15 protein-coding genes are annotated in these 17,855 nt (G+C 60.0%); 8 read left to right on the top strand and 7 right to left on the bottom strand.

Going from position 1 to position 17,855, the window contains the following annotated elements; translation table 11 throughout:
* The first annotated feature begins 47 nt into the window (after window positions 1-47).
* Entirely contained in the window at window positions 48-2,147 is a 2,100-nt protein-coding gene (glyS, locus tag DLM45_RS06020; RefSeq protein WP_181336277.1) for a glycine--tRNA ligase subunit beta, read from the top strand.
* A gap of 10 nt (window positions 2,148-2,157) precedes the next feature.
* On the opposite strand, the gene DLM45_RS06015 is transcribed toward glyS, so the two are convergent.
* From DLM45_RS06015 to DLM45_RS06000, 4 genes are all read right to left on the bottom strand, one after another.
* On the bottom strand, window positions 2,158-2,463 hold the full coding sequence (locus DLM45_RS06015; protein WP_181336276.1) for a hypothetical protein: 306 nt from the start codon (window positions 2,461-2,463) through the stop codon (window positions 2,158-2,160).
* Window positions 2,464-2,632: 169 nt separating this feature from the next.
* Complete coding sequence (locus tag DLM45_RS06010) at window positions 2,633-4,537, bottom strand: ABC-F family ATP-binding cassette domain-containing protein (RefSeq protein WP_181336275.1); 1,905 nt, start codon at window positions 4,535-4,537, stop codon at window positions 2,633-2,635.
* Between the two features lie 41 nt (window positions 4,538-4,578).
* Window positions 4,579-4,929 carry a DUF3147 family protein gene (locus DLM45_RS06005; protein ID WP_181336274.1) on the bottom strand — a complete coding sequence of 117 codons (351 nt, stop codon included), beginning with the start codon at window positions 4,927-4,929 and terminating at the stop codon, window positions 4,579-4,581.
* 4 nt (window positions 4,930-4,933) lie between these two features.
* Window positions 4,934-6,367 (bottom strand): GYF domain-containing protein, encoded by a 1,434-nt coding sequence (locus DLM45_RS06000; protein WP_246317175.1) that lies wholly within the window; start codon window positions 6,365-6,367, stop codon window positions 4,934-4,936.
* Window positions 6,368-6,611: 244 nt separating this feature from the next.
* Here DLM45_RS06000 and ndk point away from each other — a divergent pair, with 244 nt between their 5' ends.
* Together ndk and DLM45_RS05990 are read left to right on the top strand one after the other, a co-directional pair.
* Complete coding sequence (gene ndk / locus DLM45_RS05995; RefSeq protein WP_181336272.1) at window positions 6,612-7,034, top strand: nucleoside-diphosphate kinase; 423 nt, start codon at window positions 6,612-6,614, stop codon at window positions 7,032-7,034.
* A 61-nt stretch (window positions 7,035-7,095) separates the two neighbouring features.
* The gene (locus DLM45_RS05990; RefSeq protein WP_181336271.1) at window positions 7,096-7,611 is read left to right on the top strand and encodes a DinB family protein; all 516 of its coding nucleotides are present in this window, start codon (window positions 7,096-7,098) and stop codon (window positions 7,609-7,611) included.
* A gap of 676 nt (window positions 7,612-8,287) precedes the next feature.
* Here DLM45_RS05990 and DLM45_RS05985 read toward each other — a convergent pair.
* The 3 genes from DLM45_RS05985 to purM form a co-directional block, all read right to left on the bottom strand.
* Window positions 8,288-9,649, bottom strand: a complete 1,362-nt coding sequence (locus tag DLM45_RS05985; RefSeq protein ID WP_181336270.1) for a cytochrome P450 — start codon at window positions 9,647-9,649, stop codon at window positions 8,288-8,290.
* Window positions 9,650-9,846: 197 nt separating this feature from the next.
* Window positions 9,847-10,500, bottom strand: a complete 654-nt coding sequence (gene purN / locus DLM45_RS05980; RefSeq protein ID WP_181336269.1) for a phosphoribosylglycinamide formyltransferase — start codon at window positions 10,498-10,500, stop codon at window positions 9,847-9,849.
* An 80-nt stretch (window positions 10,501-10,580) separates the two neighbouring features.
* Window positions 10,581-11,711: a phosphoribosylformylglycinamidine cyclo-ligase gene (gene purM, locus DLM45_RS05975; RefSeq protein ID WP_246317173.1), complete on the bottom strand. Its 1,131-nt coding sequence runs from the start codon at window positions 11,709-11,711 to the stop codon at window positions 10,581-10,583.
* Window positions 11,712-11,908: 197 nt separating this feature from the next.
* On the opposite strand from purM, the gene DLM45_RS05970 reads away from it, so the two are divergent.
* The 5 genes from DLM45_RS05970 (at window position 11,909) to DLM45_RS05950 (ending at window position 17,848) form a co-directional block, all read left to right on the top strand.
* The gene (locus DLM45_RS05970) at window positions 11,909-13,057 is read left to right on the top strand and encodes a DUF2066 domain-containing protein (protein ID WP_343062246.1); all 1,149 of its coding nucleotides are present in this window, start codon (window positions 11,909-11,911) and stop codon (window positions 13,055-13,057) included.
* Between the two features lie 169 nt (window positions 13,058-13,226).
* On the top strand, window positions 13,227-13,778 hold the full coding sequence (locus tag DLM45_RS05965; protein ID WP_181336267.1) for a CDP-alcohol phosphatidyltransferase family protein: 552 nt from the start codon (window positions 13,227-13,229) through the stop codon (window positions 13,776-13,778).
* 50 nt (window positions 13,779-13,828) lie between these two features.
* Window positions 13,829-14,899: an AI-2E family transporter gene (locus DLM45_RS05960; protein WP_181336266.1), complete on the top strand. Its 1,071-nt coding sequence runs from the start codon at window positions 13,829-13,831 to the stop codon at window positions 14,897-14,899.
* A 14-nt stretch (window positions 14,900-14,913) separates the two neighbouring features.
* Window positions 14,914-15,588, top strand: coding sequence for a P-loop NTPase family protein (locus tag DLM45_RS05955; protein ID WP_181336265.1), 675 nt, complete (start codon window positions 14,914-14,916; stop codon window positions 15,586-15,588).
* Window positions 15,589-15,676: 88 nt separating this feature from the next.
* Window positions 15,677-17,848, top strand: a complete 2,172-nt coding sequence (locus DLM45_RS05950) for an RNA degradosome polyphosphate kinase (protein ID WP_181336264.1) — start codon at window positions 15,677-15,679, stop codon at window positions 17,846-17,848.
* Window positions 17,849-17,855: the final 7 nt, after the last annotated feature.

Here is a 17,855-nt window from a genome sequence, read left to right as displayed (position 1 = left end):
TTCGTTGCGGGGCAGAGCTGATCGCCACTCGTTGAGATTTGATTTGAATGTCCGAATTGCTGCTTGAGCTTCTGTCGGAAGAAATCCCCGCGCGCATGCAATTGCGCGCGGCTGATGATTTGAAGCGCCTTGTCGTTGAAGGTCTGATAGCTCGCGGCCTCGAAACCGGAGAGGCACGCGCCTACGCAACGCCCCGGCGTCTGACGCTTGTCATCGAAAACGTCCCCGCGAAATCACCCGCGATTGCAGAAGAGAAAAAAGGCCCGCGCGTCGGTGCGCCCGAGAAGGCGATCGAAGGCTTTCTGAAGTCCGCCGGTCTTTCCGAAATCTCGCAGGCAACAGTCGTCACAGACGAAAAGAAGGGCGACTACTATCTCGCGAAGATCGAGCGCCCCGGTCGGGCTGCCGCTGAGATCATCGCTGAGACGCTCGCTGACGTAACAGCGAAATTCCCCTGGCCGAAATCCATGCGCTGGGGCAGCGCATCCTTTCAGTGGGTGCGCCCACTGCAATCGGTGATCTGCTTACTGGGCGGCAAAATCGTGCCCCTGGAAATCGCCGGACTACAATCAAATTCCGAAACTCGCGGACATCGGTTCCTCGGGCCGGGGCCGTTCAAAGTCAAAAGCTTCGCCGACTACCGCGAAAAGCTCGCGGCGCATCATGTGCTGCTCGACACCGAAGACCGCAAAGCCGCGATTGCCGAACAGGCGAAAACACTCGCCAAGCAGGCCAAGCTCGAACTGGTCGATGACGATGCGCTGCTGGCAGAGAACGCAGGACTGACGGAATGGCCAGTCGTGCTGATGGGCTCGTTCGACAAAGCGTTCCTGGACATTCCAGGCGAAGTGCTGACCGCTTCGATGAAGCTGCATCAGAAGTGCTTCTCGCTGCGCGATCCCAAAACGAAGAAGCTCGCGAATAAATTTCTACTCGTTTCAAATCTCGTCGCCACGGATGGCGGCGAAGCGATCGTTTCGGGCAACGAGAAAGTCATCCGCGCGCGCCTATCCGATGCCGCCTTCTTCTGGCAGCAGGATTTGAAGCATCCGCTTGGTGAGATGGCGGGCAAGCTCGCTGGCATCACGTTCCATCAGAAGCTCGGATCGCAAAAGGATCGCGTCGAACGCATCGAGCAGTTGGCGTTTGAACTCGCGGGCGCCTGCGATGCCGTACCGGAAGACGCGCGCCGCGCGGCAGGTCTGGCGAAGGCCGACCTCGTCTCTGAAATGGTCGGCGAATTTCCAGAGCTTCAAGGCTTGATGGGCCGCTATTACGCTGAAGCCGTCGGCACGAAGCCCGAGATCGCACGTGCCATTGAACTTCACTACAAGCCGAAAGGCCCAACCGATGTCGTTCCGCGCGCCGATCAGGGCGACGCGGTCGCTGCAGCCGTCGCGCTTGCGGACAAGCTCGATACGCTCGTCGGCTTCTGGGCCATCGGCGAAAAGCCGACCGGTTCAGGCGATCCCTACCAGCTCCGCCGCGCCGCACTCGGCATCATTCGCATTGTGCTGGAGAATGATTTCCGCGTGCCGCTGACGCATTACATTGCATCGGCTGAAGAGAAGCTCGCACCCGGTTCGAAGCCAACGGACGCGAAAGCCTCTGCCGCCGTGCAAAAGGATCTCCTCGCCTTCTTCGCTGACCGGCTAAAAGTCTTCCTGCGCGATCAGGGCAAGCGGCACGATCTGATCGACGCCGTGTTCGCACTCGGCGGACAGGACGATCTCGCGCTCATCGTTCGTCGCGTTGAAGCGCTCGATGCGTTCCTGAAAACAGATGACGGCGCGAACCTGCTCGCGGGCGTCAAACGCGCGGCGAACATCCTCTCGATTGAGGAAAAGAAAGATAAGAAATCATACGCAGGTCCGTACGATCTCAAGCTGCTTTCGGAAAAAGAAGAACTCGCGCTCGCCGCTGCAATTGAGGCGGTGAAGCAGGACACGGCAGCGGCGATCAATGTCGAGAATTTCGCGGGCGCCATGCGCGCACTGTCGGAGTTGCGCGCGCCGGTCGATCACTTCTTCGAAAAGATCCTGGTGAACGCTGACGATCCGAAAATCCGCGAGAACCGGTTGCGCGTCTTGGCTGAAATCCGAGCCGCGACTTTAAACGTCGCGGATTTCTCCAAGATCGCTGGGTGATCGCGCGAAGCTAGTTGTTCGCACCGCTGTTGGCTGAAGCCGGCGCAAATGCCGGCAGCATCGCGAGTTGCGGCTTCGATGCTGGCGCGCTCGTCTCGGAGAGGAACGCCGGCTTCATCGCAGCATCGAGCCAGCGCACAGTGATGTTCGCCGCGTAGGCGAACGTGACGATCGCGATCACCACGGCGATCGAAAGCGTTGCGATGTAAGCGAGGTATTCGCTGACTGCGGTGGACGCGACTGCTGCGCGCGGACGGTTCCCTCGAACGGGCCGCTGCGGCCGGGAAAGGCGGTGGTAGACGAAATCCTGTTTCATAGTTGAACCCGTTGCGCGTCACGCAGGCACTTATCTAGCGCGTTCAGATAACGATACGCTTTGAAATGGGTTTCTGTTCCGGCCGGATCCAGATGTGGATATTGCGACGAAAACGCAAACGCGATTCGCCGTGCCGATCAGCGCGTAAATATCAAATTTCTATAATGGCTTAGGCGTCGACCGCGGCGGAAGCGCTTTCGTAGGCGTCCGTCGCGGAAAGCCACTCATCCTCGGCCGCGGCCAGATCCCGGCTCAATTGCCCGCGCTCCAGAGCCGCTTTCTGCGCCCTCTGAGGATCGCTGGTATATAGCTCGGCATCAGCGAGAACCGCATCGAGCTTGGCGATTTTCTTCGCCAGCGTGTCGACCCGCTGTTCGGCAACAACCATGGTCTTCTTCAGCGGCGCGAGTTCCGCCCGTCGCTCAGCCGCCGCGCGGCGCTGATCCGCGCGAGACGCCCGATCATCCACGTTCGTGCGATCATCGCGCCGTTCCGAATTGCGCCCGCCGCGCTCTTCGAGAAGGAGCGTACGGTAGCTGTCGATGTCTCCGTCATAGGAAGACACCGCACCGTCACGCACGATCCAAAGCCTATCGGCTGTCGCTTCAATAAGATGCCGGTCGTGGCTGATCAGGATAACGGCGCCATTGTATTCCAACAGCGCGCGAACGAGCGCTTCGCGGCTGTCAACGTCGAGGTGGTTGGTCGGTTCGTCGAGAATGAGAAGGTGCGGTCCGTGAAAGGCGGTGATCGCCAGCAGCAATCGCGCTTTCTCTCCGCCCGACAAATTCTTGCAGACGGTATCAGCCTTCGCTGCGCCAAAACCAAACGTGCCAAGCCGCGTGCGCCGCTGTGCCTCCGTCGCGTCCGGCATCAGCTTCACGATGTAATCGTAGGGCGTCGAGTTTGGTGAGAGATCGTCAAGCTGATGCTGTGCGAAGTATCCCACATCCACTTTCTGCGCGCCGAACAGGTTGCCGGTGAGCGGCGCAAGACGGCCCGCGATCAGTTTGGCGAGCGTTGACTTGCCGTTTCCGTTTTGCCCGAGAAGCGCAATGCGATCATCGTTATCGATGCGGAGATCAATGCCGTTGAGAATAGCGCGTCCCGGCTCATATCCGGCGCTTGCCTTTTCGATGCGCAGCAGCGGGCTTGCGATTGTCTTCTGCGGATCGGGAAAATGAAATGGCACAACGCGGTCGTCGACCTGCGCGGCGATCGGCTGCATTTTCGCGAGCGCCTTCACGCGGCTTTGGGCCTGCGCGGCCTTACTGGCCTTTGCTTTGAAGCGGTCGATGAACGCCTGCAGATGACGGCGCTGCTCGTCCTGCTTTTTCATCAGCTTCAGTTCGAGCCGCTGCTTCTCGCGCCGCGTTTCCTCGAAGTCGTCATAGCCTCCCGCATAAAGCGTGAGCTTGCCTTTATCGAGGTGCAGGATCGCGCCGACCGCCCGGTTCAGCAGGTCGCGATCGTGACTGACGATGAGCACCGTGTGCGGATACGCCTTGAGATGGCTTTCGAGCCAAAGCGTTCCTTCAAGGTCGAGATAGTTCGTCGGCTCGTCGAGCAGAAGAATATCGGGCTTCAAAAACAGAACTGCTCCAAGCGCGACGCGCATCCGCCAGCCGCCGGAAAATTCCCGGCAGGCGCGCTGTTGCGCAGCGTCGTCAAAGCCGAGACCGGACAGAATGCGGGCTGCACGCGCTGGCGCCGAATGGGCGTCGATGTCCGTGAGACGCAATTGAATTTCGGCGATGCGTTCCGGATCGTGCGCGTGCTCCGCCTCGGCGAGGAGCTGAGCGCGCTCGGTATCCGCCGATAAGACCCATTCGATCAGGCTATCGTCGCCGCCTGGAGCTTCCTGCGCGACATGGCCGATGCGCGCATTGCGAGGGATGGAAATGGTGCCATCATCGGGCGCGATCTCATCTTTCAGCAGACGCAGCAACGTCGTCTTGCCCGCGCCATTGCGCCCGACAAGTCCAACCTTGTGGCCGGAGGGAATGGCGACTGTCGCGCCTTCGAGGATCGGTCTTCCCTCGATCCTGTATGTGAGATCGTTGATGTGCAGCATGGACTAGGCGAATAGCCGGTCCGCCTCCGCCTGTCACGGGGTCAGATCGATACGCCGAAGCGAGCCAGCATGGCGGACATGACGAGATAAGCGAGAAACGTCGCCCCAATCGAAAGCCCGAGGCTCGGCCAGAACGACATCCCGTGCGCCAGCAGCACCGAAAGAACGATAAACAGGACGAGCGACGGCAACACGTACCAGAAAATGCTGAGCGACAGTCTCGCAATGCGGTTCGTATCACCAGTCTCGCCGTAGAGCCAAACGATCGCGAGCAGCGACGTCAACGGGAGCGATGCGATGATTCCGCCGATCGCGGTTGACCGCTTTGCGACTTCGGAAATTGCTATGACAATCAGCGCCGTCAACAAAACTTTGACGGTCGCGAAAGCCATGGGCCTAACCGGATACGACGGGCTTCAATGTTTCAAACAGCAGCCTGTCGCGGATTGCCTTATCCGGAACGGCAAGGTGCGCGACGAACCACTCCTGCACCATCTTGCAAACCTGATCCGGTTCGCGCTTTGCGAGCAGCTTCGGATTGGAGAACACCTGCAGGTCTTCTTCCTTCCAGCCGAGCTTCGCCAGCTCCTTGATCAGCACGTCATAGTCGCTCTTGACGGCGGAGTCGTGCTTGACCGGATTGCTGTTGCCTTCCGAGATCGCGGCGAAAATCGCACCGGCCTGAGCGTTCAGCGCCGTCGCCGTTTCCGGTTTCTCCATCGTCTGCACGACGGCCGGGCTGGTCTCGCCCTTGGAAATGAATCCGAAGCATGCGCTGACGCTCTGCGCTCTGAGTGACTTCAGGTGATTGAGGAACGCCTCGGCGATGCCCTGCAGTTTTTCTGAGCTGGCCGAGAGTGCTTTTTCTGCGTTCTTCCGCCTGAGATCGACGAGTCCCTGCGCGAGCAAGGCCGCAACCTCATTGTCGGATTTCTTGTCGGCAACCAGCTTATTCGCGCTGGAAATCTGGTCAGCATACCAATCGGGATATTCCCGCTTCAGAAGCTCCCAGACCTCGACCTTCTGCAGCCGCTGATCAAGCGACGAACCCTCTGCGACAGACCCGCCAAGCGATGCTGGTGGCGGCTCCGGCGCGACCATCGCAACTTGCGCGTTCTTCGATGCATCGGGAGCGGCGGAAGGCACAGATGCGGTTGTCGTCGGTGCTTCGGGTGCAGGCGGTGCATCGTGCGCGGACGAAGACGGCGCGTCGGCCGCCGTATCCTCATGAGCAGCAGCGAGACCCATTTCCGCGCGAGCTTCGTTGACGTTTCCATCGCTCGACGTGGATTGCGCGTGCTCAGCTTCTGCGTGCTGCCCACCGTTTTCAGGCTGCGCGACAACAACCGGAGCATCGTCGGCGGCATCCTCTGATGAGCCGGACACCATTTCCATCAGCGGCTGATGATACGTTGCGAGTGCGAACGCGCCGCCGCCAACCATCATGATTGCAGCGCTCGCCAGTGCGAGCCGCTTGATGAGATTGCCATCGAAGCGCGAAGCCGTCGGAGCCGCCTGAACCGCAGCCGCATGCGTTACGCGCGCAGCGCTTTGAGGTGAGACCATTGCAGCGGGAGGTGCGGATGGCGCGGTGGCCTGCGCGCGCGGCGCTGGCGGCGCAGCAGGCGGAGATGCGGCGGCATCTTGGAATGCGGCGGGAAAGACCTGCGGCGCAGGCTGCCACTCGGACATGCCGGGCCGCCAGATGAGATCGCTTGGACGCAGGTAGCTATGAGCAACGAAGGTGCGCAACTCAACATCGGTCAACGGCCCGTGTTGCTTGCCATCTCGCGCGATGTACCACTGAATGTCGTCGGCTTGTCCGGTCATACTCGCTTCTTCAGACATCCGGGTTCCGCTAAGCCCCAGCCATTCGGCCACAGCCGTCGCATGCCCACACTGTTCATACGCAATTGCGCCCGTCAATCAGGCGTTTATGGGGTGAACGCACATCACGTCTCGCCTGCGACGTGCAACCATTTGAATTCCCGTCTCAGCGCTCCGCTTGCTGACGTGACCCCTCACAGCTATAAGCCCGCAATTCCCTCAGGAAACCGCAAAGCGAGGCAGCCTTATGGCCATCGAACGTACGTTCTCAATTATCAAACCCGACGCCACCCGCCGCAATCTAACTGGCAAGATCAACGCCGTCATCGAAGGCGCTGGTTTGCGCATCGTCGGGCAGAAGCGCGTACGCTGGTCCCGCGCCCAAGCCGAAAAATTCTATGAAGAACATAAGGAACGGCCTTTTTACGGCGAACTCGTGGAATTCATGACGTCAGGCCCGGTCGTCGTCCAGGTTCTGGAAGGCGAAGGCGCGATCGCAAAGTACCGCGAAGTCATGGGCGCAACCGACCCGAAGGAAGCCGCCGAAGGCACCATCCGCAAGCTGTTCGCGGAATCGAAGGGCTCCAATTCGACCCACGGTTCAGACAGCGCCGCGGCCGCCGCGCGCGAGATCGAGCTGAACTTCAAGACTGACGAAATCGTCGGCTAAGCACGGCACATCGGCCATCGACGGTGCGCAGTGGTTTCGATCTATCTCGGGAGCTACTCGAATGATCACGCCCAGCTACGTTCGCACGATGGCACGCTACAACACGTGGCAGAACGGCGGTGTCTACGATGCCGCCGCTCAACTCACCGACGATCAGCGCAAGGAAGACCGTGGCGCGTTCTTCCGGTCGATCCACGCTACGCTCAATCATATCCTTTGGGCGGATCAGATGTGGCTCATGCGCTTCGGCGCGGCCCAGCCGCCGCGCGGGGCTACGATCGCTGAGGGGCTCACACAATTCGAAGATTGGAATGCGCTCGTGAGCGAGCGCAAGCGCTTCGACGCGAACATTGAGGCATGGGCCGATAATCTCGACAGCTCAGAACTCAACGGGGAACTCACGTGGTTCTCAGGCGGCGCCGGGCGAAACGTGACGATGCCCCGGCCATTGCTGCTTGCCCACATTTTCAATCACCAGACCCACCACCGCGGTCAGGTGTCTGCAATGCTGACCGGCTTCGGTATCAGGCAAGGCATCACCGATTTGGCTATGGGACCGAATCTCTACGTCGAATGACGTTTTCGGCCTGCTCTCGAGTTCGCAGAGTGGACAAAAAATTGGACCGAGCGCGATGTGCACGCTCGGCCCTGTATGTTGTTCGTTTTCCTAGCTGCCTGCGGCGAACAGCATCCGCCGCGGTTATATGGCGCTCAGGCCGAAGCGACCCAACTACCGGCAACATATCCGAACGCGACTGCATCCGGGTTACGCCGCGCTGTTTCCACTAGCTTCTCTGGGGATTCGACATCAAGGCCTGCCAAGCCGCTGCCTTTAGCACTGCGGGACTTGGCACCCGTCAAAAGAAAAACGGGCTTGCCTAAAACGACTGTTCTTATCGACTCCATGGTCGGGGGGCCTCCTGGAGTTGTTTACAGTTTGCGATGCACCTCAAAGGACGCTGCGACTTTTGACTAATTCATTAACGTGCCACCACTATGACAGCATTAACCGCGACGGCATATCCGGCCTATTCGCACATGCGAGCCACTTACAACTCAACATGACTTTAAGTGAGCATTTCGTGAGAAATGCGCGATGACGCGCCGCGAAGAATGGCTGTGGATAACGCCGGATTCGAGCCAATGGCGCGCCTTCTGAGGCAATCACCTTTTTGTGAGGATGTGCAACCAAACAAAAACACGCGCCGGAATGCGGCGCGTGTTGGGTGATCTACGAATGCCTGCGGGACCTGTTAGTCCCGCTCGCGAATGCGGAAGTTCAGCCCGCCCTTCGGAGTAAGCGTAACCGTCGCGTTGAGCCGCGGCGGCATCTCGCCGACGTATTCCGGGCGGAAGCGGCGCAGAAGCAGCGACAGCGCCAGCGTGTTCTCCACCTGGCTCATTGCTCCGCCGATGCAAGCACGCTTGCCGCCACCAAACGGAATGTAGCTGTACTTCACCTGCTTCTTGGCATTGCCCGCCATCCAGCGCTCGGGCTTGAACGTTTCGGGATCTTCCCAGAACTTCGGATTGTGATGCGCGCCATACGCGAACAGCGTGACGCGATCGCCCGGATTGATCTTCACGCCACCGATCTCGTCTTCCTCCGTGGCAACGCGAATGATCCCCCAGATGGGCGGATAGATGCGCATCGTTTCCTGGATGACGGCGCGTGTGTACGCGAGGCCGGCATAGTCGGCTGCTGTTGGCGTTCGGTCGCCGTAAACCGCTTCGCCTTCCTGACGAATGCGCTCGAGAGCTTCCGGCCGCTGCGATGTCTCGAACAGCGCCCAGGCGAGCGTCAGCGCCGTGGTTTCGGTGCCGGCCCAAAGATACTGCTTCAGTTCGTCCGTCGCCTGTTGGCGATCGAATTCCGGAATGGACGGATCCGCAACCGCGTCTTCGATCATCTTCAGAAGCGTGCGTTCGCGTTCTTCGCGCGGATCAGCGCCGACGATGGACGGCGGGACGTTACCCCACGTTTCCATGGCCTTTGCGGTATCCATCTCGCTCAGTTCGAACACTTCGCCCGCCTGCTTGCGCAAGCGAATTTCGCGGTGGTTCATAACGTCGGTGTAGGTCTTCACGCACTTGAAGATGAAGTGCGGATTGAACGGCATGTCGCGGTCGAACAGCGCCTTGCAGATCATGTCCGCGGCGAGTGTCCACGTCTGCTCGACCATCTCAACGGTCTCGCCAGACTTCGCCAAATCAGCCCACAGCGCAGTCTTGGCTTCAATCGCCTTGATGAAATACGGAATATATTCCGCAAACATATCGGGATGGAACGCCGGCTGCTGCGGCATCCGAATTTTCTGCCAAAGCACGCCGTCATGCGTGATCATTGACTTGCCGAAAACTGGCCGCAATCCGTCGAAATACTTCACGTAGCTGTCGACCTTGGTGACGAGCACGTGTTTGAAATATTCCGGCTCTGAAACCAGGACGACTCGCTGGTTCGCCATGTTGACCGGGAGCACCGGTCCATAGCGTTCCATCATCTGCATCAGAATGCGCATAGGGTTCTGCGGATCGCCGCGAAGCAGCGGCGTGAGCTTGAACCAGATGCTCGATTCATCACCGAGCCCCAGTGTGTGGCTTGGCTTCGTTTCCATCAACTATGCCTCCATTCGGGAGCGGCGTACCATCGCTACGAAGCGCGGCCGTCGGCGCGTGCAGATTTGCCCGTGGTATCGCACAGGCAGTTCAACTCGCCGGATCTCCCTCTCCGGAATTTCTAGAATTACCATGCTTTGGGGGGTGGCTGTCCATGCGACTGCCAGTGCAGGGTAACCGAGCGGTGTTTTTCCATTTAATCGGTTACCGAGTACAGTGGCAGAGAGCTGTTAACATTCTGTTTCATAAAGATTTTGTCGCCTTCGCAGCGGGCATCTCCAGAGGCGACCAGGCGTAGCGCCGCCGGGTAAAGCACGTGTTCGGCACCCAATACACGCGCCCCGAGCGTTGCAGGAGTGTCGCAGCTGTCCACCGGAACAGCCGCCTGAGCGATGATTGGGCCGGTGTCCATGTCGGGCCGGACGAAATGCACGGTGCACCCGGCGATGCGCACGCCCGCCGCCAAAGCCTGCTCATGAGTGTGCAGTCCGCGGAAACTCGGAAGAAGCGATGGATGAATATTGATCATCCGATTGCGCCACTTCTCGACGAACGGCGCGGTTAGAATCCGCATAAATCCCGCCAGAGCCACAAGCTCGGCGTCGACAGCTTCAAGCGCTTCCTGCAACGACGTTTCAAACGCCTCGCGACTTGCGTGCCGCGTATGATCGATCGCGAGCGTGCGAAGGCCGCGCGCGTCCGCCCAGGCGAGACCCTCAGCGTCGGGACGATTGGAACCAACGAGCACGATCTCGGCCGGATAGTCAGCCGCCTGCGCGGCTTCAACCAGCGCCTGCATGTTTGAGCCGCGGCTCGAGATCAGAATTGCGGTGCGAATTTTCTTCGTCATGGCGGCGGTCTAGCAGAGCCCACGACGCGACGCGAGAGGCGTGCGAAATCATGCCAAACGGATCGACGGCCTCGGCGGGCTTATGCCAGCGCCAGAGCCCCGTCGTACTTCACGGCCCAAGCCTCGCCCTTGCCCTTGGCATCGGATTTTTCGCCCGTCGGCGGTATCACGTCTCCGATGACGACCGGATCTTCGCCCGCCGATTTGAGGGCGGCCAAAACTTCAGCCGAGCGATCCCGGCTCACAACGACAACCATGCCGATACCGCAGTTGAACGTGCGCAGGAGTTCACGCGGATCGAGCCGCCCTGTCTCGGCCAGCCAACCGAAGACTGAAGGCGCCTGGATCGCGGAAAGATCGATGCGGGCGGCCACATCGCCTGCCATCACGCGCGGCAAATTCTCCGAGAGGCCACCGCCGGTAATGTGCGACAGCGCTTTGATCGCCCCGGCCGGGCCAGAGCCGCCGGTCGCGCGGATCGCGGCGAGCAGCGGCTTGACGTAAATCCGCGTCGGCGTGAGCAGCGCTTCGCCGAGTGTTTGCCCGGCCGAGAACGGCGCGGGCGCGGCCCAATCCAGCCCGCTCCGTTCAACGAGCTTGCGTACCAGGCTGTACCCGTTCGAATGCACACCGGATGACTTGAGACCGATTAAAACGTCGCCCACGGCAATATCATTGCGCGGTAGAATTTCGCCGCGCTCGACTGCGCCGACAGCGAACCCGGCGAGGTCGTAATCGCCGCCGCGATACATGCCCGGCATCTCGGCTGTTTCACCGCCGATCAGCGCTGCGCCAGCCTGTCGGCACCCGTCCGCAATGCCCGCAACGACTTCGCGCGCGACGGCAACGTCGAGTTTTCCGACGGCAAGGTAATCGAGAAAGAACAGCGGTTCCGCGCCCTGCACGACGAGATCGTTCACGCACATCGCAACAAGATCGATGCCGATGGTCGAATGTGCGCCGCTTTCAATCGCGATTTTGAGCTTGGTCCCGACGCCGTCGTTCGCGGCGACAAGGATCGGATCGCGAAAGCCAGCGCGCTTCAGATCGAACAGCCCGCCAAACCCGCCAAGATCGACATCTGCTCCGGCGCGGCTCGTTGCCTTCGCCAACGGCTTGATGGCCGTAACAAGCGCATTGCCGGCATCAATGTCGACGCCCGCGTCGGCATAGGTCATGGACTGTGACGGCTTATCCCCGGTAGGTGGCATCGATCCTCGTGCATCGGCAGGCGTGAAGCGTTAAGTGATGAGCGTCGTAGATCGCACAGGCTAGGCTTGCGGTAAAACTCACTTTTGCCCCATTGCCAGCTACGACATGGGGGTCGTAGCAGCCCGACCGAACGAGAGCAACGAAGCCACTTGGACGCTCATCGCGGCCGGGTTTGGACGATAGGGGGAAAACCGGGGTGCACGCTGTCCGCAATGCAGCAATGGCTGTCGCGATGATTGCCGCGGTTTTCGGGCTGCACACGGTCGCGTCCAGCCCGCCCGCTGCAGCCGCTGCCGACGGGGTCTACACGGTTGGCAACTACCCGGTGGACGCGACGGCAGAGAATGCCGTTAACGCGAAGCAGCAGGCGCTGTCGGATGGGCAGCAGGCGGCATTCCGCGCGCTTCTGAAGCGCATCGTGCCTGTCACGGCGTACAAGCAACTTTCGAGCGTGAAGGACATCAAGGCAGCCAGCCTCATCTCCGGCCTGACGGTGCGTTCGGAGCGGAACTCGGCCACCGCCTATCTCGCAAATCTCGACTTTTCGTTTCAGGCAGACCGCGTCCGCTCGGAGCTTGCGTCGCGCGGCGTGCCCTACGTCGATCAACAGGCCCCAGCGATTACGCTGGTGACGGCACAGATGAGTGGCACACCGGCGGCCGTTTCAAACGATACCGGTGCATGGCGGCAAGCTTGGGCAGGCCTCGACCTGGACCACACCGTCACGCCGGCGCGAATGGCCGACCTCAAGCCGGAAATTCAAGCTGACGCGGTTCAAAAGCTGCTGGCTGGAAACGACGAGGGATTGCGCGCTTTGACCGCGGCATACAACTCAAAGCTCGTCGTTGCCGCCATCGCCGAACCCGACAAAGCGGCCCGCCGTCTGACGATCACGCTCGCAGGTCGTGACGCTGTCGGCCCCTTGCTGTTGAAGCGCGTCTATCGTGTTTCGGACGGAGACTTCGATTATTCAGCGCAGCTTGCCGCCATAGTCGCGCTCGGCGTGCTTGAAGGACGGTGGAAGGCCATCAAATCCGCAGGCGAGGCACACCGGGCCGCCGCGGCGGCCGCTGCGCCGGTCTGGGAAGCCGCAACGGGCGGCAATGGCGAAGACGTGGCCTTGGTCGCTGAGTTCGTTAATAGCTCACAATGGGACCGCATTCGCACCCAGCTTCTCGATACCCCGGGCGTTGACGCGCTGAATATTGAAAGTGTGTCGGCGAGCAATGCCCACATTTCCCTCCAGTTTCCGGGCGGCGCGCGGGGCCTCGCAAATGCCCTCGGGAGCCGGGGAATAAGCCTGATGGACACAGGTTCGGGCTGGGTCCTTCGCCCAAACTATTGAAATTCAAAATAATTGGATTGGCATTTCGGTCACGCGACAGCGGGGCCGCCTGTATATTGTGCAGGATGTGCTCGACGGGACGAACCCTCAGAGGCTAGTTAGCTAGATCGCGGCGCCCTGGAACGGCGCGCGCACAAGTCGTTCGCAGCAATACGGGAAGATTTTCGGCGTGAGCATTCCAAACCTGATTACGCTCGGCCGCGTGATTCTCGTTCCCGTGGTTTTTTGGTTGCTTTTGACGGGAGAGATCCAGGCCGCCTTTCTGGCGTTTGTCGTCGCCGGCATCTCCGACGCCGTAGACGGCTTCCTCGCCAAACGCTTTGGCTGGGAAACGGAACTCGGTGCCTATCTCGACCCGATTGCCGACAAGCTGCTTATCGTCTGCATCTTCATTGCGCTGGGCGTCACCAACAGTCTGCCGTCCTGGCTGGTGATCCTCGTCGTCTCGCGCGACGTGTTGATCATCATCGGCGTGGTCCTTTCCTGGCTTCTCAACCATCCAACTCCGATGAAGCCGCTGGCCGTCAGCAAAATGAATACCGTCGCGCAGATCGTGCTTGCTGGCACCGTACTGGCGGACGAAGCCTTCTCGCTGAATTTCAAAGGCCCGGTTCAGTTTCTCACCTTCCTTGCGGCGGTGACGACGGTAGCGTCACTCGCTGCCTATCTGCGCATCTGGTTGCGCCACATGACCTACGAATCGTCTGACTCGAAAATTTGAAGCCTGCGCGCTGTATCTCGTATCCGCCTTGACCATGAAGGATTGATCGAATGCTGATCGAGCGGCACGCGCTATTCTGGCTGGCGACAGCACTTCTGTTTGCCTATCTCGTTCAGTTGCTGGCACCCGTGCTGCTGCCCTTCGTGATCGGCCTGACACTCGCTTACTTTCTGAACCCAATCGTCGATGCGATGAGCCGCATAGGCATACCGCGCTGGGCTTCATCGATCCTCGTGCTTGCGGTTTCGTTGTTTCTCATCGGCTTCGCACTGGTGTTCATCGTCCCGATCCTTGTGCAGCAGATCGCCGATTTCGTTGAAGCCGCGCCGCACCAGATCGAACGGCTGAAGGCCTTGGCCGAGGCAAACGCGCGCGAGTACCTCGGCGCGCGATATCCGCAGGCGGAGGCGACCGCCCGGTCCGCAATCGAGGCGACATCGTCTGCGCTGCCCGCGTTGCTGGCGGGCGTTGCGCAGAGCATCTGGAATCAGGGCTCAGCAGCATTCAACTTCGTTTCCGTCGTTCTCGTTACGCCGATCGTATTCTTCTACACGCTGAAGGACTGGCCAAAGCTCGTTGCCAAGGTCGATTCCTGGCTGCCCCGCGACAACGCAGAAGAGCTGCGTGACCTCTCGCGCGAAATCAATCATCGCGTTTCCGCTTTCATCCGCGGGCAAGGCGTCGTCTGCATTATTCTCGCCTGCTATTATGCGGGCGCGCTCAGTATCGCTGGTTTGCAGTATGGTCTTCTCGTTGGACTGTGCACGGGGTTGGCGTCATTCATTCCCGTGGTCGGCTGGTCGGTCGGCACGCTGACGGCTGTCGGTCTGGCGATCGTGCAGTACTGGCCGGATACGATCTCACTTCTGATCGTTATCGCGATCATGCTCGGCGGGCAGGCGCTGGAGTCGGCAGTCCTCTCTCCAAACATCATTGGTTCGGAAGTCGGGCTGCATCCCGTCTGGCTCATTTTTGCACTGCTGACGTTCAGCTATCTGTTCGGATTTTTGGGGCTGCTTGTCGCCGTGCCGGTTTCCGCCGCAATAGGCGTGCTCGTAAGATATGCGATCAGGTCTTACCTGGCGTCGTCCGTCTATCGTGGCAACAACAGCCCAGCATAAGTACCGCTCAATCTATGTCGACACAGCCGGAGCAACTCGTCTTCGAACTTCCACATCGAACCGCGATGGGGCTTGAAGATTTTCTCGTCTCGGATTCGAACGCTGCCGCAGTCAATCTGATTGACCGTTGGCCGGATTGGCCGGTTGGCGCGGCCGTTCTTGTCGGACGCGAAGGCAGCGGGAAAACGCATCTCGCAAGCATCTGGGCTTCGCGCGCGGGCGCCGTCGCGGAGAAGGCGTTGTCGATCACGCGCGAGCGGGTGCCAGAACTCGCGGACGGCGGCGCAATCCTGATCGAGGACATTGGGGAAACGGCTGACGAAGCCGCGATCTTCCACCTGCTCAACCTCGTCCGTGAACAGCGGCTCCAGGTCCTTCTCACGTCCAACGTCGCACCAGGCGAACTCGCCGTGCGGCTTCCCGATCTTCTGTCCCGCCTCAAGGCGCTCCCGATGGCATCCATAGAAGCGCCGGACGACCAGCTTCTGCGGGCCGTTCTGGTTAAGCTCTTTGCGGACCGCCAACTGAGCGTCGAGCCGCATATTATCGACTATGTCATTGTGCGGATGGAGCGTTCGCTGCGCGCGGCCGAGCGGTTCGTGGCCGAGGCAGACCGGCAGGCCCTGGTCCTTCAGCAGCGCGTTACCCGTCCCGTCGCGGCCGCCGCCCTGGACAGTTTAGGGTACTGAATGCCGCGCCCGGATGTTACGTTTCTGCGACAATCCTATGCAATCCTGGAGTCTGAGCTTATTTCTTTGGGTCGGAGCTTCTCCAGTCATGACAACGGCGAAACAGCGAAACGTGCTTAAAGTCGAAGCCCAGAACATCCCCGAAGGGGCCGACCGCTTCTACAACCGGGAGCTTTCCTGGCTGCAATTCAATCGCCGTGTTCTCGAAGAGGCGGGCAACACCAGCCATCCGCTGCTCGAACGTTTGCGATTTCTGTCAATTGCCGCAGCAAATCTCGACGAATTTTACATGGTCCGCGCGGCGGGCGTGTACGGCCAGATCCGCGCTGGCATCACGACGCTCTCACAGGACGGCCTGACCCCGATCGATCAGTTGGCGGCAATCAACAAATTCGCCGCGAGCCTCATCGCCGACAAGCAGGCGTCCTGGCAGACGCTGAAGACCGAGATGAGCGCCGCCGGAATTTCCGTATTGCAGTCGGACGAATTGACGAAGTCCGATCGCAACTGGCTCGAACAGCTGTTCCTCAATCGCATCTTCCCGATCCTGACGCCGATCGCTGCCGACCCTGCCCATCCGTTCCCGTTCGTTCCGAACAAGGCGATGACCGTGGTCGTCGAACTGGTGCGCCATGCCGACGGAAAAACGATGAACGGACTGATCCCGATCCCGGGACAGCTCGAACGCTTTATCCGTCTCGAATCCGATCCGGATAAGCCGAAGGAAATCCGCTTCGTTCGCCTCGAAAGCGTCATCGGCCTGTTCATTGGCGAGCTGTTCTCAGGCTTCGAAATCAAGAGCCAGGGCGCGTTCCGTGTTCTTCGCGACAGCGATCTCGAGCTTCAGGAAGAAGCCGAAGATCTCGTTCGGTCTTACGAAAGCCAGCTCAAGCGTCGCCGGCGCGGAAATGTAATTCGTCTCGAAATCGAAGCGCGCATGTCGGAGCGTTTGCGCAAATTCGTTCTCGAAGAGCTGGAAGTCCGCGACGAAAGCGTATTCGTAAAGGACGGTATCCTGGCGCTTGCAGACGTCGCGCAGCTTATCGTGACGGATCGCCCTGAGCTTCTGTTCAAACCGTTCCCGATCCGCTTCCCCGAACGTATTCGCGAATTCAGCGGAGACTGCTTCGCGGCCGTCCGCAAGAAGGACATCGTCGTCCATCACCCCTACGAGAGCTTCGACGTTGTCGTGCAGTACCTGCGTCAGGCAGTTGCCGACCCGAACGTCATGGCGATCAAATGGACGCTCTATCGCACCTCGCGCGACAGTCCGATCGTGCAGGCGTTGAAGGAAGCGGTCGAGGCAGGCAAGTCCGTTACCGCCGTCGTCGAGTTGAAGGCACGCTTCGACGAAGCCGCGAATATCCGCTGGGCGCGCGATCTTGAAAGCGCGGGCGTTCACGTCGTCTACGGCTTCACCGAATTGAAGACGCACGCCAAGCTCGGCATCATCGTGCGCCGCGAGGGCAGCGAGCTGATGACGTATTGCCACATCGGAACGGGCAACTATCATCCGCAGACCGCGCGCATTTATACGGACCTGTCGCTCTTCACGACGGACCCGGTCATCGCCCGCGACGTCTCGCGCATCATGAATTTCGTGACGGGCTACGGTGAGCCGTCTGAGCTTGAATGCATGGCGGCAAGTCCGCACGGCATTCGCAATCGAATCATGACGCATATCGCGCAGGAGATTCAGAACGCCAAGGCAGGGAAGCCGAGCGGCATCTGGTGGAAGATGAACTCGCTGGTTGATCCGCAAATCATCGCAGCGCTCTATGACGCAAGCGCCGCAGGTGTGCCGATTGATCTCGTCGTGCGCGGTGTTTGCTGCCTTCGCCCCGGCATTCCGGGGCTCTCAAGCAACATCCGTGTAAAAAGCATCATCGGCCGCTTCCTTGAGCACGCACGAATTTACTGTTTTGGAAATGGCGAGGCCTTGCCTTCCCCCAACGCCGCCGTCTACATCAGCTCCGCCGACATGATGCCGCGTAATCTTGATCGGCGCGTTGAGGCAATGGCACCTGTCAAAAATCCGACGGTGCACGAGCAGGTGCTGAATCAGATCATGGTCGCCAATCTCAAAGATAATCAGCAGAGCTGGCGCGTGAACAGCGACGGCAGTGCAACGCGCCTGCAGCCGGGGCCTGGAGAGGAAGCCTTCAACGCCCACAAATACTTTATGACAAATCCTTCGCTTTCCGGCCGCGGGAAGTCCTTGAAGGAAAGCTTCCCGCAACGTTTCAACCAAAAGGGTTGAGGCTGAG

The sequence above is a fragment of the Hyphomicrobium methylovorum genome (genome assembly GCF_013626205.1).
GTDB lineage: Bacteria > Pseudomonadota > Alphaproteobacteria > Rhizobiales > Hyphomicrobiaceae > Hyphomicrobium_B > Hyphomicrobium_B methylovorum.
The sequence above is the reverse complement of the archived record's forward strand: the minus strand, read 5'-3'. Positions and strand labels throughout refer to the sequence as shown.

Coding starts and splice junctions, on each gene's coding strand:
- glyS (WP_181336277.1), top strand. CDS start 48: ATGTCCGAATTGCTGCTTGAGCTTCTGTCGGAAGAAATCCCCGCGCGC.
- DLM45_RS06015 (WP_181336276.1), bottom strand. CDS start 2,463: ATGAAACAGGATTTCGTCTACCACCGCCTTTCCCGGCCGCAGCGGCCC.
- DLM45_RS06010 (WP_181336275.1), bottom strand. CDS start 4,537: ATGCTGCACATCAACGATCTCACATACAGGATCGAGGGAAGACCGATC.
- DLM45_RS06005 (WP_181336274.1), bottom strand. CDS start 4,929: ATGGCTTTCGCGACCGTCAAAGTTTTGTTGACGGCGCTGATTGTCATA.
- DLM45_RS06000 (WP_246317175.1), bottom strand. CDS start 6,367: ATGACCGGACAAGCCGACGACATTCAGTGGTACATCGCGCGAGATGGC.
- ndk (WP_181336272.1), top strand. CDS start 6,612: ATGGCCATCGAACGTACGTTCTCAATTATCAAACCCGACGCCACCCGC.
- DLM45_RS05990 (WP_181336271.1), top strand. CDS start 7,096: ATGATCACGCCCAGCTACGTTCGCACGATGGCACGCTACAACACGTGG.
- DLM45_RS05985 (WP_181336270.1), bottom strand. CDS start 9,649: ATGGAAACGAAGCCAAGCCACACACTGGGGCTCGGTGATGAATCGAGC.
- purN (WP_181336269.1), bottom strand. CDS start 10,500: ATGACGAAGAAAATTCGCACCGCAATTCTGATCTCGAGCCGCGGCTCA.
- purM (WP_246317173.1), bottom strand. CDS start 11,711: ATGCCACCTACCGGGGATAAGCCGTCACAGTCCATGACCTATGCCGAC.
- DLM45_RS05960 (WP_181336266.1), top strand. CDS start 13,829: ATGCTGATCGAGCGGCACGCGCTATTCTGGCTGGCGACAGCACTTCTG.
- DLM45_RS05955 (WP_181336265.1), top strand. CDS start 14,914: ATGTCGACACAGCCGGAGCAACTCGTCTTCGAACTTCCACATCGAACC.
- DLM45_RS05950 (WP_181336264.1), top strand. CDS start 15,677: ATGACAACGGCGAAACAGCGAAACGTGCTTAAAGTCGAAGCCCAGAAC.